Origin of the sequence: Halocatena marina (assembly GCF_023276375.1) — an archaeon.
Taxonomy (GTDB): domain Archaea; phylum Halobacteriota; class Halobacteria; order Halobacteriales; family Haloarculaceae; genus Halocatena; species Halocatena marina.
Window position 1 is genome coordinate 371,203 of the sequence record NZ_JALLPK010000002.1, and the last position, 13,430, is coordinate 384,632.

Consider the following 13,430-nt stretch of genomic DNA (forward strand, 5'->3'; position numbering starts at 1 on the left):
CCGAGAATGCTGCTCCTCGAACTGTCCGTTAGGTGGTCTCGAATTCCTCTGACATTTTTCTATATTACCATGCCAAAATATAATTGTATAAAATACATAATGTATGTGGTGGTGTTCTTCGTCGATATGAAATTACGATTGTACTGCTGTAACGACCACCGTCTTTTCTGTCTGTATCTTCCTTAACAAACATATCTACTATACTATATTGAAATGATGATTGCGGATATATCGTAAAATACTATACGATCCTGACGTATTATCTACACATTTACGTTGTAGGAGACGAAGACAATGATCACAGCGAATCACCGAGGAAGTTAGTACAGTTATGGATTCGAAGAAATCTGTGTTGTAGAAATACAATAGCAATTAGTACAAGACATCAATTTCATTTGATAGCTCGGAATATCGTTTGCTTCAAGTGCTTACAATTTCACTATACAACTCTGTTTCCTCAATCGACCAGTCGAATCCGACTGATAATAGTGAGACATTTCGGCAACTGTCTCACTTTCATCGAGGATGTTGTCCTCATGTAATCACGAACGAACGTATCACAACTCTCACTCTTACTTCGCTACTAATTCACCACCATTATTTATTCTCAAAGAAGATACTCTATAATTCACAGATAATGTCTGAATACAGTAAATGAAATAACACCCCTAGACGTGTTATAGCGTTCCAGGTCGATCTCCTGGATCAAAATATCTTGCTGTAATTATCAGTACGGGCCAAGCTCTGAGGACACTTTACAGTAACTCCTCCACAGCATACTGAAGTGTGACAGACTAACGTGACACTGCGTCCGTAGAAAAACGAAGTGTGAAAATCACTCGTTATTTTGTAGCGGTTCGAGTTCCTCGTCACCGAGTTTCTCGCTCCCAAGACCAACGAACTTCGATCGATCTTTCGGTGGATTCGTTACAAGCAGATAGATACCGAGCATGAGCGAAAATACCGCCATTCCAAGCAAGACGACAACCGTCATAGCGAGTGAAGAATCGAAAGGTGCCATCGGTTAGTGCTCCTGATCCTCTTGCCCACCATCGGTTGCGGTGACGTCGAAGAACGGTTCGAGTGTCTTTTTCGACGGCTTTCCCGTGGCGTACGACGCGATTACAAGCGTGAGGAAACTCATCACGACGCCCGGAATGACCGGATCCGTGATGACACTTGAAATGCTCTTGGGGATGACCGGATAGATGTTCGTCCCAATATGCCAAGCGACAACGGTCGAAAAGCCGACGACCATGCCAGCGATTCCCCCGATAGTGTTGGCGCGTTTCCAATGTAGTCCGAGGACAAGTGGAATGAAGAACATCCCTCCCATCATCGAGGCTTGCAGGACAACGATCAACTGGACCAGTCCACCGAGGAGACCACTGTTGAGCGCGAGCACGAACGGAATCAATCCGAGTACTCCCACTGAGAGACGGTTTGCCCAAAGCTTCTGTCGCTCAGTCGCTTCGGGATTAATGAGCTTTCCGTAGATGTCGTGAGCAAGCCCCGCACCCGAAACGATCATCACCGAGTCGACCGTGCTCAGGATGGCGGAGAACACGGCACAGATCATCAGTGCGCCCAGAACTGGACCGAGCACGTTCAGGCTCATGATGACGCTTGCCAAATCTGGTGTGCTGAGTTGGGGGAACAGTACACGCATGCTTACACCCAGGAGAGCGACCGACGTTCCGATGATGGTCTGGAAGATGAGCGTGATACCAATAGCTTGTCGGACGGTCTTCTCATCGCGCATCGAGTAGATTCGAGTGATTTCATACGGTGCAGCAGCGATGGAGAACCCAAATGCGGCCATGAATCCGACAACCTCGCTGGTCGAAAGTGAGTTCCCAACGAATGACGGCTCGAACGACTGGAAGAGTGCATTGATCGTCCCGAGTCCACCGATGAAGTGCAGCGAGAGGGGAATCGCAACAAGCACCCCTGCCGCCATCACGACAGCCTGCATGAAGTCGGTGAGCATGCTTGCACGCATCCCCCCAATCGCGGTGTAGACAACCGCAGTCATCACCATGAGAAACATTCCGATTTCGGGGGCGAGTCCGAGCAGCGACTGGAAGATAAGTCCACCAGCAGTCACCTGTGCACTGAGATAGACAGTGTAGGCGAGGACAATGAGGAACGCACCGATTGCACGGGCGTAATCACCGTTTGCGCCGTCATCACCATACCGTACCGCGATAAAATCTGGAACCGTCACGCGTCCGAACCGACGCATTTGCGGTGCGACGAGGAGCAGTGAGACGATCCATCCTGCCCACAGTCCCGGCCAAATCCAAATGAAGCCGAACCCGAGAAGGTAGTGGATACCAAACGTTCCAACGAGTGTCCCGGCACTCATCTGAGAGGCCGAGAGCGTCGCTCCTCCGACAACGGGGCCAATGTTTCGTCCGGCGACGAGGAAGTCCTCTTCGTCTTTGGTCGTCTTGTAGCCATAATAGCCGATCCCGAGGATAACAAGGAAATAAATGATGACAATGCCGATGAACACCGGACTGAGTGTGATGAGCGCCATCAGTCACCTCCCCGGGCTGGTGCTACGTCCGCGTGATTATCCTCCTCTTCGTCTGTCGTGTCTTCCTGACGTCCCTTGTACCACGCCCACACGAATGTGAAGCCGATGTACACACTAGCGACGGCCAGAAATTTGATGATTTCGAAACTAAGCGACATTCTTGCCTCCCGTAAAGTATCCGCGTGTCCATGCAACCCAGGACCCGAGAAATCCAACGATCAGGATGAGTCCAGCAGCCGAAGCGATACTGTCTAGGTTAAAGATACCACCTGGACCGGCACCGTACGAAAATGTGACAAACCCTGGCATATGCAGGAGCTCGTACGAGAGTGTGTTACCGTCCTGTGAATTGATCTTCGGGAAGGATGCGCCGTGGACTTCTTGTCCGTCTGGGAGAGTCACCGCCACATTGATGCTCGCGTCGTCCCCAGTAGTTTGGTACTCAGGAACCCACAGCGGTGCTTTCAGTTGCCCTGCAGCGTCTGTCACGGTGTAAGTCAAACCAACCGTGATGGTGTCTCCGGATTGGACGTCTTCGAGTGGGATTGTAACGTCCATGTACTGTCCATTCTCGGCGACGTCTGCAGAAACCGTCTCACCATCTACGGTTGCAGCGATGTCCTGAACAGAGTACGAGCCAGTGAGCCAGAGTGTACCCGTGACTGCCTGTAAAGCGGCGTCACCAGTTCCAACGCTATCGACGGTTAATGTGTACGTAGCGTCGACAGCACTTGTTTTGTCAGCATCGATCGCTATCGTTGCGTCACTCAATATCATCGAAGGGCTGGCTTCCTGCGCTGTAGTCGGCGCGGCTACCAGACCGACGATGAGAACGAGCGAGAGTCCATACAGGAATACCCGTTTGGATGTGATTGTGTCTCTCACGGAATCCTCTACTATGTCATTTGATAACAACACTATAAACATATCGATCAGATAGTGACACACTGTCCTCATGGAAACGAGATAGTTCATTACCCCGATGGCTCGATGACTATCTTTCCTACCACGTCGCGGTTCTCGATTGCGCGATGTGCGTCAGCGACCTCGTCGAGTCGAAGTACTCGGTCGATGGTCGGTGTGAGTTCTCCTGTCGAGACGAGACTGAGGACATCTCGAAAGTCCTGCCGGTTGCCCATTGGCGCGCCACGAATCTGCCGATGGTGTTGATACACTGAACGAATGTCGATATCGGGATTCGGACCAGATGTCGCGCCACAGATGACCATTCGTCCTCCCATCGCCAATGAATCAATACTCCGTTGCCAGGTAGCTTCTCCAACGTGATCGGCAACGAGGTCGACACCACGCCCGTTCGTCATCTCCAAGACAGCTTCGTCGAACGAACGCTCAGTGTAGTCGATAATCTCGTCAGCCCACGCCGTCAACTGGGTCGCTTTTTTGGCGCTCGAAGTCGCTGCATACGTTGTTGCACCGATACTGTGTGCGATTTTGAGTGCAGCGTTACCGACTCCGCCGCTCGCACCGAGAACGAGGACCGTCTCTGCAGGACTGAGCTCGCCAGTGGCCACGACCATGCGCCACGCAGTGGTAAATGTCACCGGAACCGCCGCTGCGGTTACAAAGTCTAGCGATTCTGGTTTCGTCTCAAGACACCACGCTGGGACGACAACGTATTCGGCAAGGCCCCCTGGCCGATCCTCTCCGATAATTTCGTACTCGTGACACATCGTGTGCTCCCCATTGAGACAGTATTCACAGTCGTCACACGAGACACCCGGATAGACGATGACTGCCTCATCAATCCAGTCGTCATCGACATCATCACCAACCGAATCGACGAAGCCCGCGATATCGCACCCGCTCCGCTTAGGAAACGTTCCATCGTCTTCGGGATGACCCATTCGTGCAAAGACATCGAGATGGTTGAGTGCGACTGCCTCGACGCGTATTCTGACCTCATTTGGGTCTGGGTTTGGTGTATCGACGTCGACGAGTTCGACAGCTTCTGCTGGTGTCCCGTGGCCGGTGATATGGCTAGCCCGCATGTGTGAACAATCCACAACCGAGGGGATAAATCTATCCGTGTTAGCTCACCTCCCAATGAATGTGTCTCCACGTACCAAACAGTCATTACACAGTAGTGCGACAGTAACAATGGATGAGTCAGCAAGTAGCCGACAGAGAGGCACTCACTAGCCTTGAGTCCACACTCGTAGACAGTGTATCGATCGACGAACCATGGGCGCTCTTAGAAGCGTTCTCCACACTCACCCGCCTTTCGGGGACAGAAGAGGAAGTAGAGGCGGCAGAGTACATTACGAGTCGACTCGACGAGCTTGGAGTCGAGTACGACCGGTATGATCCAGAACTGTTCATCAGCCAACCGCACAATGCTGAACTCACGACCTTGAATAAGGAGTTCGAACCCGGACCACTCAAAACCGTCTCGTTTTCGGCGTCAACGACCGTCTCCGGTTCCGTCGAATACGTCGGGTCTGCTGGCGGTGATCTCTTGGATAGTAGTGACGATCCCCACGACCCGTACCACGACATCGGTGACCTCACTGGCAAAATCGCGCTCACGGCTGCAGGCAGCCTTTCGATTCGCGCGACGAATATTCTCGAAGAGAAAGGTGCGATCGGTGTCATCGCCATCCACAAACACGAGCGCGAACCACATAACGGGATCGCGACGCCTATCTGGGGCGGTGCACCACGCCTCGATGAGAAGCACAAGGTTCCTGACGTTCCTATTATCAACGTCAACAATCCCGACGGCCAGACGCTTCGAGAGTGGGCAGAGAGTGACGAAGGACTCACTGTCGAAATTTCGACCGACTTGACAACGGAGTGGATGCCGTGTCCAGTCGTCGTCGCCACCGTCGAAGGTAGAGCGGCGGAGACCGATGATTTCGTTCTCCTCCATGGACACTACGATTCGTGGTACGTCGGAATCACTGACAACGCGACTGGTGATGCAGGCCTTCTCGAAACCGTACGCGTCTTCAACGAACACAGAGACGATTTGAATCGAAACCTCCGCGTCGCTTGGTGGCCGGGACATTCAACCGGCCGATACGCTGGATCGACGTGGTACGCCGACGAGTTCGCACTCGACATCGCGGAGAACTGTGTCGCACAGGTCAACATGGATAGTCCTGGATCGAAGGACGCGACGAAGTACACCGACATGTCGTGTTGGACACCGGATGCACACCAACTCGTCACTGACACCATCGACGATATCACGGGCGAGCCGTCGGCAGAAAATCACCCGTTCCGTGCGGGTGACTACTCCTTCGACAACCTCGGTATTACCGGCTTCTTCATGTTGTCTTCAAACATCCCAGCCGAAGAACGGGAGCAGCGTGGGTATCACAGCGTCGGTGGCTGTGGAGGGAACTCAGATGCGTGGCACGTCTCGACGGATACGCTCGAAAAAGCAGGGAAAGACGAGCTCGTCCGAGATATCCGCGTCTACGTCACAAGTCTCCTTCGCGTGTTGAACGCAGAGATTCTCCCATTCGACCACGCCCGCCACGCTCGGAAGATTGCCGACACAGTTCAGGAATACAACACCATCGCCGGGGACAACTTCGACTTTACACCGACCATCGAGGAACTCCAGTCGCTCGAATCAGATATCGTCGCATTCCAAGACGCTGCACATGCTGGTGACATCGAGCCTGCCGTCGCGAACGACACAATCACGGCTCTCTCCCGTGTGCTCACACGACTGAATCTCGTTGAATGCGGCCAATTCGAACAAGACGAAGCGACCAGTCGTGACCCGGTTCCTCGGTTGGCTCCTGCCCAGAAGTTCCCGATCCTCGATGAGAACGACGTCCGCTTCTTACGGGTTCAGTTGAAACGCGAACAGAACATGGTTGTCCAAGAACTCCGAAAGGCTAAGGAGCTGATCGCCGATGTCAACGCCTAAAATCGCGTATCTGGTCCCTGGCGTTGGGCTGAGTCCCGAGGAACGAGCACGACGCGAACGAATCGCAAACGAACTGTCGACGGGCGTCGTCACCGTTGTGCAGACTGGTGACTTCGGCCCGACGAGTATCGAAAGCGCCGTCGAAGAAGCGTGGTGTGTCGTCGGATCGCTTCAGACGGCCCACGAGATTCGCCACGAGTTCGACGCATTCGTCATCGGCTGTTTCGGAGACCCAGGATTGCGAGCACTACGAGAACTCGTCGACGTTCCTGTCGTCGGGCCCGCAGAAGCGACGTTCTACACTGCCGCCCAGATTGCCGACCGATTCAGTTGGTTGACAATCCTCGATGAGACTGTTCCAATGAGTCACGAGCAAGCCCACGAGTATGGTCTTGGAGAGCGATGTGTGAGTGTCCGATCTGTGGACGCTCCCGTCGAATCGATCGACCACAAGTCGGATGCACTGGTCGAGCGGATGGTCACTGTTGGTCTTCAGGCGGTCGAAGAGGACGGAGCGGAGGCATTGTTCCCGGGTTGTATGAGTCTCTCGTTCGCTCAACGAAACGACGAGATCCAATCGCGGGTTGGTGTCCCTTTCATCGACCCCGCAACGGTTGCACTTGAGCAGGCAGCAACGTGGGCACGCCACGGAATCTGTCAGAGTCGGCGGGCGTATCCGGAAGCACCATTCAAGAAACTCGACGGACTCCTCGGTGATCTCCCGTCAACGACTGCCGACGACTGAAGCGCTATAATTTTCAGGTTAATTTTTCAGAGATGTCTCTCCGAGCCAGTCTCAACTGTGTGTCTCTGTGGCGAGAAAGAGAGCTCCCACAGCGAGTTTTCAAATCAATGAGCAAACGATCGAGACGCCGTGAAGAATCATCGTTGATAGGGAGACGAGAAAGCGTAATAGCCACGCTTCGAAGACGATATCTACGTTTGCTAATTTCGAGATGTGATTTTGTGAATTCTTGTCTACTGCTTATAACGACGCAAAATGAGTAACACACTTAGTGTATTATTTTCCGACTCCAAAGTCACATCTACAATGGTAGCAATTGTCGATGATTAAAATAGTGAATTCTAGACATATGAGGGTGTGAGAACCAAGGGGAATTTATCATAAATCTGATTATAAAAACAATTCGAATACAGTTTCACCTCACTCTTCGTCGCTATCAGTTGGTTCGGCGCAAGTACAGACAAACCCCCGACGAATGGCTTTGTCGGCTGAGATTCGAGATTGGCACTCAGGACATTCGACAATGATGCCCACATCCACGACAGGCTCACTGACTGATGCAAGCGTTCCTTTGTTCGTCAATGCCCGGATCGCTTCTGTCGCTTTCGTCTTCGCGGTCCGTTGGGCGATGGTGATCGCATCTGTTGCCCAGTCCGAATCGCTCTCAGGCGCCGTGTATTCGGCACCGAGACACTCTGTAATATGAGTTCGTATCACACCATATGAGACGAAGTCGTGTTCGATTTCGTCGATCGGGACACCCTCGTGGCGAAACATCTCACGCACTGCTGCTGCTGTTGTCGAGTCGTCTCCGGTCAGACGCTGGTACTTTGATTCTGTTTCACCTCCGATCGTGGGGAGTCCCGCTCGGTCCATCTCTCGCTGCAGCAGTCTGATATTCAGTTGTTCCGCTAATGTTCGGTACCCTTTTCGTGGGCCATTTTCTCCCTGCCACTGTGCCAACAGTTGGGTATCATACGTGGAGAGGTCGCGTTCAGAGAGCACCCGACATACCTTACATCCGTGTGAACTCATAGGCTGTACTCTGTGTAAATTGATTGCAAATTGTGACTCATTATCGGTCACTCCTCCTCAGTATCTGTTCGATAGTAGTCGTCCAGATTGCTCCGGCGTTCGGTCACGACGATGTGTTCGATGTTCTCGACGCAGTCGAACTCTCGAATTGTCGTTACGAACTCGTCTATCTTACGCATCGAGGGAGCCATCCCAACGGCATAAACGTCGTACGTTCCGATTCCACGTGTGACGTGCCAAAATGGCATTTCACTAATGCGGTCAAACGCCTCGTCTTTCATACTGTCAGCGTTGGTCGCTTTGACGGCGATTCTGACGATTTCCCAACTCAAATCGTCCGGATCGAGGAGAAAAAACGCCGTAGTTGCCTCCATAAGCTTCGAAACTCTGTATCGAATCCCCTCGCTACTCATTTTGTATCCGGCCTCCTTTAGTTCTTCAGCGATATCGGAATAGGGCGCACGGGGATCTGAGGTAAGTATCTTGAGAATGTGACTGTCGATATCGTCGAAATTCTCGAACTTATTTCCGTTCATGCTGTTCTGTTCGCTTCTATCCAAATAAAGGCTCGCTACTTGTGTCCAAGATCCCCTGATTTGTCGATGTATAGATCTATGCTTTTCTGTTTGGAATTTCAGAGAACTCTCTGTCCGGTAGTAGCCTGTTACTATAGTACTCCTGTAATGCCACATGTTCAACAATATTGTCATTATGTGTCCGTAGGTAGGTACAATTCACAGGGGTGTCGAGTTACAGTGATTAGATGAATTTGGGAAGATCGGTTTCGTCCTCAGACATGTTAATGTTCACTTCAATAACATTCGCTGCGTTCGTCACCTTCTCGACCACCATGTTGTGGTACTCCGTTTCGTTCATCCGGTTGGTCGGTCCTGAGATACTTAGCGACCCGAGAACGCGACCATCTCTATCCAAAACTGGCGCTCCAATCGCTTTCAGCCCTTCAATTTCCTCTTCGTCGTTGTACGCATACCCTCGCTCTTGAATCTGATCAAGTTCCTCAAACAATGTCTCGCGGTCAGTGATCGTGTTCTTTGTCTTGCCGGTTAATCCGTAGCGGTCGACAATCGTGTCTACACGACCCGGAGGAAGATACGCGAGAATGGATTTCCCTGTCGCAGAAAAATGCAGATAGTCGGGTTTCTGCAGTTTGTTCGTCTGGTAGTTGCTTCCGACTGCTTTCTCCCCTCGTACTTTATACAGATTCACTGAGAGACCATGCTGTTCAGTCGCGAGATGGGCATATTCGCCCGTCTCGTCAGCTAAGTTTTCTATCTCTGGTTTACCGATCTCGTACAACTTATTCTGGTTTCGAACATACTCTCCGAGGAGAAGGAATCGGAGTGATAATGAGTACGTGTTTCCCTCTTGAATCACGAATTTTTTCTCTCGAAGCGTCGTGAGATAGTTGTACACAGCGCTTTTCGACATATCCAGATGCGTTGCGAGTTCTGTAACGCGTGCTCCATCGAGCTCCTCCAGTGCGTGAATTACATCGAATGCCCGGGTGACTGTTTTCAGTGTGCGCGATGAGCTATTTTCTGATCCATCAACCATCGGAGATGCTACTAAGCCACTCCGTAAAAACGTTTGTATATGATGCAATAGTCCTCGACTGGAAAAACCGATAGCATGCGTCCCCTTTCGAACAACGAACGATGAAGGGATACGAATTGAGTCAGTATCACCCTTCTTCGGTCGGTTATTGAAACCGATGAATACGTGATCTGTGTAACGCTGTTCTATATACGTGCAACCTATTTCTGGGTATTCAATATTCACTACCGTTGTTTACCGTAATTGTTCAAATTGGTAGTTCTACCCCTAAAATTCGAGAGATACACTGGGTTTACGACGACTTTCAATTCATGGGTGTGTTCTCTATCAATGCACTGTGTTTTGCACGTGCCGTCCAGCATATGGAGTACTGTAATCAAAAGATCGCACCACGACGAGCGGAATGATTATTTGTTGATATCGTTCTGCACATCAGGAAAGACGATTTCTCTGATTGAAAGCCGTAAAAACACGCTACTCAGCGAGATATAAGTATGTTTGTTCGTTATGTAAACAGGATCATTCAGAGGCGAGGCGTTTCAATGCTCCGCCGAGAACTTGTGTCGCTGCAGCGCAATCTTCCCAGTCGGTCCATTCCAATGGATTGTGGGAGATTCCATCTCGTGATGGGACAAAAAGTAACCCAGCGTCTGTAACGTTTGCGACGTGCATTGTGTCGTGCGCCGCACCGGAGTGAAGCTCTCGTATCTCGATTTCCGCGGATTCTCCAGCTTCACAGAGTGCAGTTCGACAGCGATCGCTCATCGGTACAGGGGGTCGGTTCCACGGTCGGTCAAACTCAGTAGTCACGTCACGTTCTGTTTCGATTCGGTCTAAACTCTGTTTTGCCCGGCTGACAATTTTCTCGATAGAGCTCTGCCTGATATCGCGGACGTCAAGGCTCAATTCGACGGCTCCTGGAATCACGTTTGGTGCGTTCGGTCGGACGTCAAGCTTACCGACGGTGGCGACTGCTGTGGCCGAATCCGTATCGACGCACTCTCCGGCAGCGGCTTCGATATCGAGGACGAACTCACTTCCTGCAGCCATCGCGTCCGACCGGTTCGTCATGAGTGTCGACCCTGCATGATTTGCTTCACCTGTTATTTCGATGCCACACCGAGAGAGTCCCGTGATTGTCGTCACGACGCCTGCAGAGATATCCGCCTCTGTAAGGCGTTCGCTCTGTTCGATATGAAGTTCTAACCACGCGTGCCATTCGTCGGCTGCCAGCCGACCTTCTCCAAGAAATCCGATGTCACTGAGGGCGGCTTCGAGCGAAGTGCCAGAGTCGTCTTCGAGAGAGAGCGCCGTTTCAGAATTCATCTCACCTGTAGCAACGGCCGATCCGAGCAGTCCGCCATCAAACCGTTGTCCTTCTTCTTCTGTGAAACAGACAACTTCGACCGGACGAATTGGTTCCACATCCGCGTCCTGCATCGCCCGGACGCTCTCTAACGCCGCGTACACGCCGAGTGGTCCATCGAAAATGCCACCCTCCGGAACTGAGTCGAGATGACTCCCAGCAGCGACCGGTGCTGCAGTCGGATTGACGCTTTCAGGTGCCCATCGGCCGACGATGTTTCCCACGCAGTCGATGCGAACAGTGAGTCCGGCATCTCGTAGCCGTTCACAAAAGTACGCTCGCGCTTTCCTGTCCGCCTCGGTTCCGGTGAGAACCGTTCGACCGTGACCCTTCTCGACTGCTACCGATCCGAACGCTGCGTTAGCTTCGATGTCTCTCTGCAGCCGGTGCTGGCTTACTTGCATGCCTCTCACACATGTTGTCCAACTCTCCTATTTGATTGTTTCGCATACCGACAACGATTAAATTCTTTCATGAACTTGGTTTCGTGTCGTGTGTGACCGAACGATGTCTATTCTCGCCCATTCCTGTCTTCGTTCCCCTACGTAGAGTCGTATTCTTTCAATATCTCAGCTTTACGCCCGGGTAGTTTCAAAACATTTATAACACATGAGTGAGTGTCCTGTTCTATGACAAGCGATAGCAATCGTCGCCATATTAATAAAAATAGCGACAGGACCGCTAGAATGCAAGTCAACCGACGCACGTTCCTCACCGCGACGGCAGCCGGTGTCCCTCTCGCGCTTGCTGGTTGTCTTGGAGGAGGCGACTCGAACGACTCAGGCAACGGTACCAGTGGGAGTGGTGCGCCGAAATCCGGTGGCACCCTTCAGTGGGGAGGTGCTGTTCCCGTTCAGGGACTCGACCCGCATCTCGAGAGCGCCGCAGCAACCAATCGAGTGCTTGAGAACATCACAGAACCGCTCGTTCGGTTAGCCCCCGATTACTCATTGCAACCCCATCTTGCAAAGGATTGGTCGACTTCTGATGACAACACGAAATTGGAATTCACGCTCCAAAAAGGCGTGACGTTCCACAATGGCGACGAGATGACGTCCAAAGACGTGCTCGCAACCTACGAGCGGATCGCCAACGGCGAATATCTCGCTACCGGATTTTTTGATTTCGTCAATTCGATGAACACCCCGGACGACCAGACGTTCGTCGTGCAGTTGTCCAAGCCGTTTGCGCCGTTCCTCTCTCGGATGTCGACCGGCGAGATGCACATTGTCCCGGAGAAACAGGCAAAACAGGAGAAGATCAACGAGCCAATCGGAACGGGACCGTACCAGTTCGAGAGTCACGAGGTGGAAACCTCGTTCACAATGACGAAGTTCGATGACTACTGGAACGCCAGCGATGAGAACGGGCCGTTCCTCGACAAAATCGTCAAGAGTGAGATAACGGATCCGAACGTGCGACTCCAGTCGTTCCGCTCGAACGAGTATGACTTCATCAACGGTATCCCACCGAAAGATGTTGAATCGCTCAAAAATGATTCAACCGTCCGCTTCGAGAAACAGTTCCCGAAGGCACTCGTCTACCTCGGACTGAACTGCAACAAGAAGCCGTTCAACAACAAACACGCTCGTCTCGCACTCGACTTCGCACTCGATAAGGAGAAAATAAGCGAGGCGGCACTGTACGGCACCGGGAAGACGACCGCAACACCCGCCACGCCTGATAGTCCGTGGGAGAATCCCGATATCAAACCACGGCAGCGGAACCTCGATAAGGCCAAAGAACACCTAAAGAAAGCAGGGATGCCGAATGGATTTTCGGTTTCGTTCAAGATTCCACAATCGTACCCGACACAGGTACAGGGTGCGAAGGTTATCTCCGATCAAGCATCAGATGCCGGCATCAATCTCAACATCCAGAAGATAACGTGGAGCACGTGGCTCTCGGATGTGTATAGCAAGCAGAACTTCGAGGCAACGACCAGTTCGTACCTCGCGTTGACGTACCCCGACGTGTCGTTCTACAAGTTCCTCCACCCGAACGGAGCGTTCTTCTTCACCGGCTGGAAGAACAACGAGTACAATAAGCTGGTTGAGGAGGCGCGACACATCTACGATGAGAAAAAGCGCGCCGATCTCTACCACAAGGCGACCAAAATCTTCCACGAGGACCGCGCGGGTCACCTCCTGCTCTGGTGGCAGGCGAACCTGTACGGTGGCTCGACGAACTACAAGGGCAAGATTGGCACGGCAGACGGTTCGACGCTTCGATTCCACGACAACTGGCTCGACTCGTAATTTGG

Annotated in this window: 12 protein-coding genes; 3 read left to right on the forward strand and 9 right to left on the reverse strand. The window is 52.0% G+C overall.

Translation table 11 applies throughout. The annotated features are described in order from the left end of the window. Window positions 1-835: 835 nt before the first annotated feature. The 5 genes from MW898_RS20335 to MW898_RS20355 all read right to left on the reverse strand — a co-directional run bounded on the left by MW898_RS20335 (window position 836) and on the right by MW898_RS20355 (window position 4,551). Window positions 836-1,021, reverse strand: a complete 186-nt coding sequence (locus tag MW898_RS20335; RefSeq protein ID WP_248910141.1) for a hypothetical protein — start codon at window positions 1,019-1,021, stop codon at window positions 836-838. A gap of 3 nt (window positions 1,022-1,024) precedes the next feature. Next, window positions 1,025-2,542, reverse strand: a complete 1,518-nt coding sequence (locus tag MW898_RS20340) for a sodium:solute symporter family protein (RefSeq protein ID WP_248910142.1) — start codon at window positions 2,540-2,542, stop codon at window positions 1,025-1,027. After that, window positions 2,542-2,700, reverse strand: a complete 159-nt coding sequence (locus tag MW898_RS20345) for a hypothetical protein (RefSeq protein ID WP_248910143.1) — start codon at window positions 2,698-2,700, stop codon at window positions 2,542-2,544. Before MW898_RS20345 ends, MW898_RS20340 begins: the two co-directional genes overlap by 1 nt. Then, a complete protein-coding gene (locus MW898_RS20350; protein WP_248910144.1) occupies window positions 2,690-3,427 on the reverse strand; it encodes a hypothetical protein in 738 nt (245 codons plus the stop codon). The genes MW898_RS20345 and MW898_RS20350 overlap by 11 nt, the downstream gene beginning before the upstream one ends. A gap of 89 nt (window positions 3,428-3,516) precedes the next feature. Then, the gene (locus MW898_RS20355; RefSeq protein WP_248910145.1) at window positions 3,517-4,551 is read right to left on the reverse strand and encodes a zinc-binding dehydrogenase; all 1,035 of its coding nucleotides are present in this window, start codon (window positions 4,549-4,551) and stop codon (window positions 3,517-3,519) included. A 113-nt stretch (window positions 4,552-4,664) separates the two neighbouring features. Between MW898_RS20355 and MW898_RS20360 the strand changes: the two genes are divergently transcribed. Together MW898_RS20360 and MW898_RS20365 are read left to right on the forward strand one after the other, a co-directional pair. After that, window positions 4,665-6,446: a M28 family peptidase gene (locus MW898_RS20360; RefSeq protein WP_248910146.1), complete on the forward strand. Its 1,782-nt coding sequence runs from the start codon at window positions 4,665-4,667 to the stop codon at window positions 6,444-6,446. Then, window positions 6,433-7,191, forward strand: coding sequence for an aspartate/glutamate racemase family protein (locus MW898_RS20365; RefSeq protein ID WP_248910147.1), 759 nt, complete (start codon window positions 6,433-6,435; stop codon window positions 7,189-7,191). The genes MW898_RS20360 and MW898_RS20365 overlap by 14 nt, the downstream gene beginning before the upstream one ends. 420 nt (window positions 7,192-7,611) lie before the next feature. Here the strand turns inward: MW898_RS20365 and rdfA are convergent, their stop codons facing one another. The 4 genes from rdfA to MW898_RS20385 all read right to left on the reverse strand — a co-directional run bounded on the left by rdfA (window position 7,612) and on the right by MW898_RS20385 (window position 11,571). Next, window positions 7,612-8,226 (reverse strand): rod-determining factor RdfA, encoded by a 615-nt coding sequence (gene rdfA / locus MW898_RS20370; RefSeq protein ID WP_248910148.1) that lies wholly within the window; start codon window positions 8,224-8,226, stop codon window positions 7,612-7,614. A gap of 47 nt (window positions 8,227-8,273) precedes the next feature. Further along, on the reverse strand, window positions 8,274-8,762 hold the full coding sequence (locus MW898_RS20375; protein WP_248910149.1) for an Lrp/AsnC family transcriptional regulator: 489 nt from the start codon (window positions 8,760-8,762) through the stop codon (window positions 8,274-8,276). A gap of 223 nt (window positions 8,763-8,985) precedes the next feature. Continuing rightward, window positions 8,986-9,801, reverse strand: a complete 816-nt coding sequence (locus MW898_RS20380) for an IclR family transcriptional regulator (RefSeq protein ID WP_248910150.1) — start codon at window positions 9,799-9,801, stop codon at window positions 8,986-8,988. Window positions 9,802-10,320: 519 nt separating this feature from the next. Continuing rightward, the gene (locus tag MW898_RS20385) at window positions 10,321-11,571 is read right to left on the reverse strand and encodes a Zn-dependent hydrolase (protein ID WP_248910151.1); all 1,251 of its coding nucleotides are present in this window, start codon (window positions 11,569-11,571) and stop codon (window positions 10,321-10,323) included. A 225-nt stretch (window positions 11,572-11,796) separates the two neighbouring features. Between MW898_RS20385 and MW898_RS20390 the strand changes: the two genes are divergently transcribed. Further along, on the forward strand, window positions 11,797-13,425 hold the full coding sequence (locus tag MW898_RS20390) for an ABC transporter substrate-binding protein (protein WP_248910152.1): 1,629 nt from the start codon (window positions 11,797-11,799) through the stop codon (window positions 13,423-13,425). Window positions 13,426-13,430 lie beyond the last annotated feature (5 nt).

Bases quoted from the DNA above. Each gene is read 5' to 3' on its own strand.
- MW898_RS20335 (WP_248910141.1), bottom strand. From the start codon at position 1,021: ATGGCACCTTTCGATTCTTCACTCGCTATGACGGTTGTCGTCTTGCTT.
- MW898_RS20340 (WP_248910142.1), bottom strand. From the start codon at position 2,542: ATGGCGCTCATCACACTCAGTCCGGTGTTCATCGGCATTGTCATCATT.
- MW898_RS20345 (WP_248910143.1), bottom strand. From the start codon at position 2,700: ATGTCGCTTAGTTTCGAAATCATCAAATTTCTGGCCGTCGCTAGTGTG.
- MW898_RS20355 (WP_248910145.1), bottom strand. From the start codon at position 4,551: ATGCGGGCTAGCCATATCACCGGCCACGGGACACCAGCAGAAGCTGTC.
- MW898_RS20360 (WP_248910146.1), top strand. From the start codon at position 4,665: ATGAGTCAGCAAGTAGCCGACAGAGAGGCACTCACTAGCCTTGAGTCC.
- MW898_RS20365 (WP_248910147.1), top strand. From the start codon at position 6,433: ATGTCAACGCCTAAAATCGCGTATCTGGTCCCTGGCGTTGGGCTGAGT.
- rdfA (WP_248910148.1), bottom strand. From the start codon at position 8,226: ATGAGTTCACACGGATGTAAGGTATGTCGGGTGCTCTCTGAACGCGAC.
- MW898_RS20375 (WP_248910149.1), bottom strand. From the start codon at position 8,762: ATGAACGGAAATAAGTTCGAGAATTTCGACGATATCGACAGTCACATT.
- MW898_RS20380 (WP_248910150.1), bottom strand. From the start codon at position 9,801: ATGGTTGATGGATCAGAAAATAGCTCATCGCGCACACTGAAAACAGTC.
- MW898_RS20385 (WP_248910151.1), bottom strand. From the start codon at position 11,571: ATGCAAGTAAGCCAGCACCGGCTGCAGAGAGACATCGAAGCTAACGCA.
- MW898_RS20390 (WP_248910152.1), top strand. From the start codon at position 11,797: ATGACAAGCGATAGCAATCGTCGCCATATTAATAAAAATAGCGACAGG.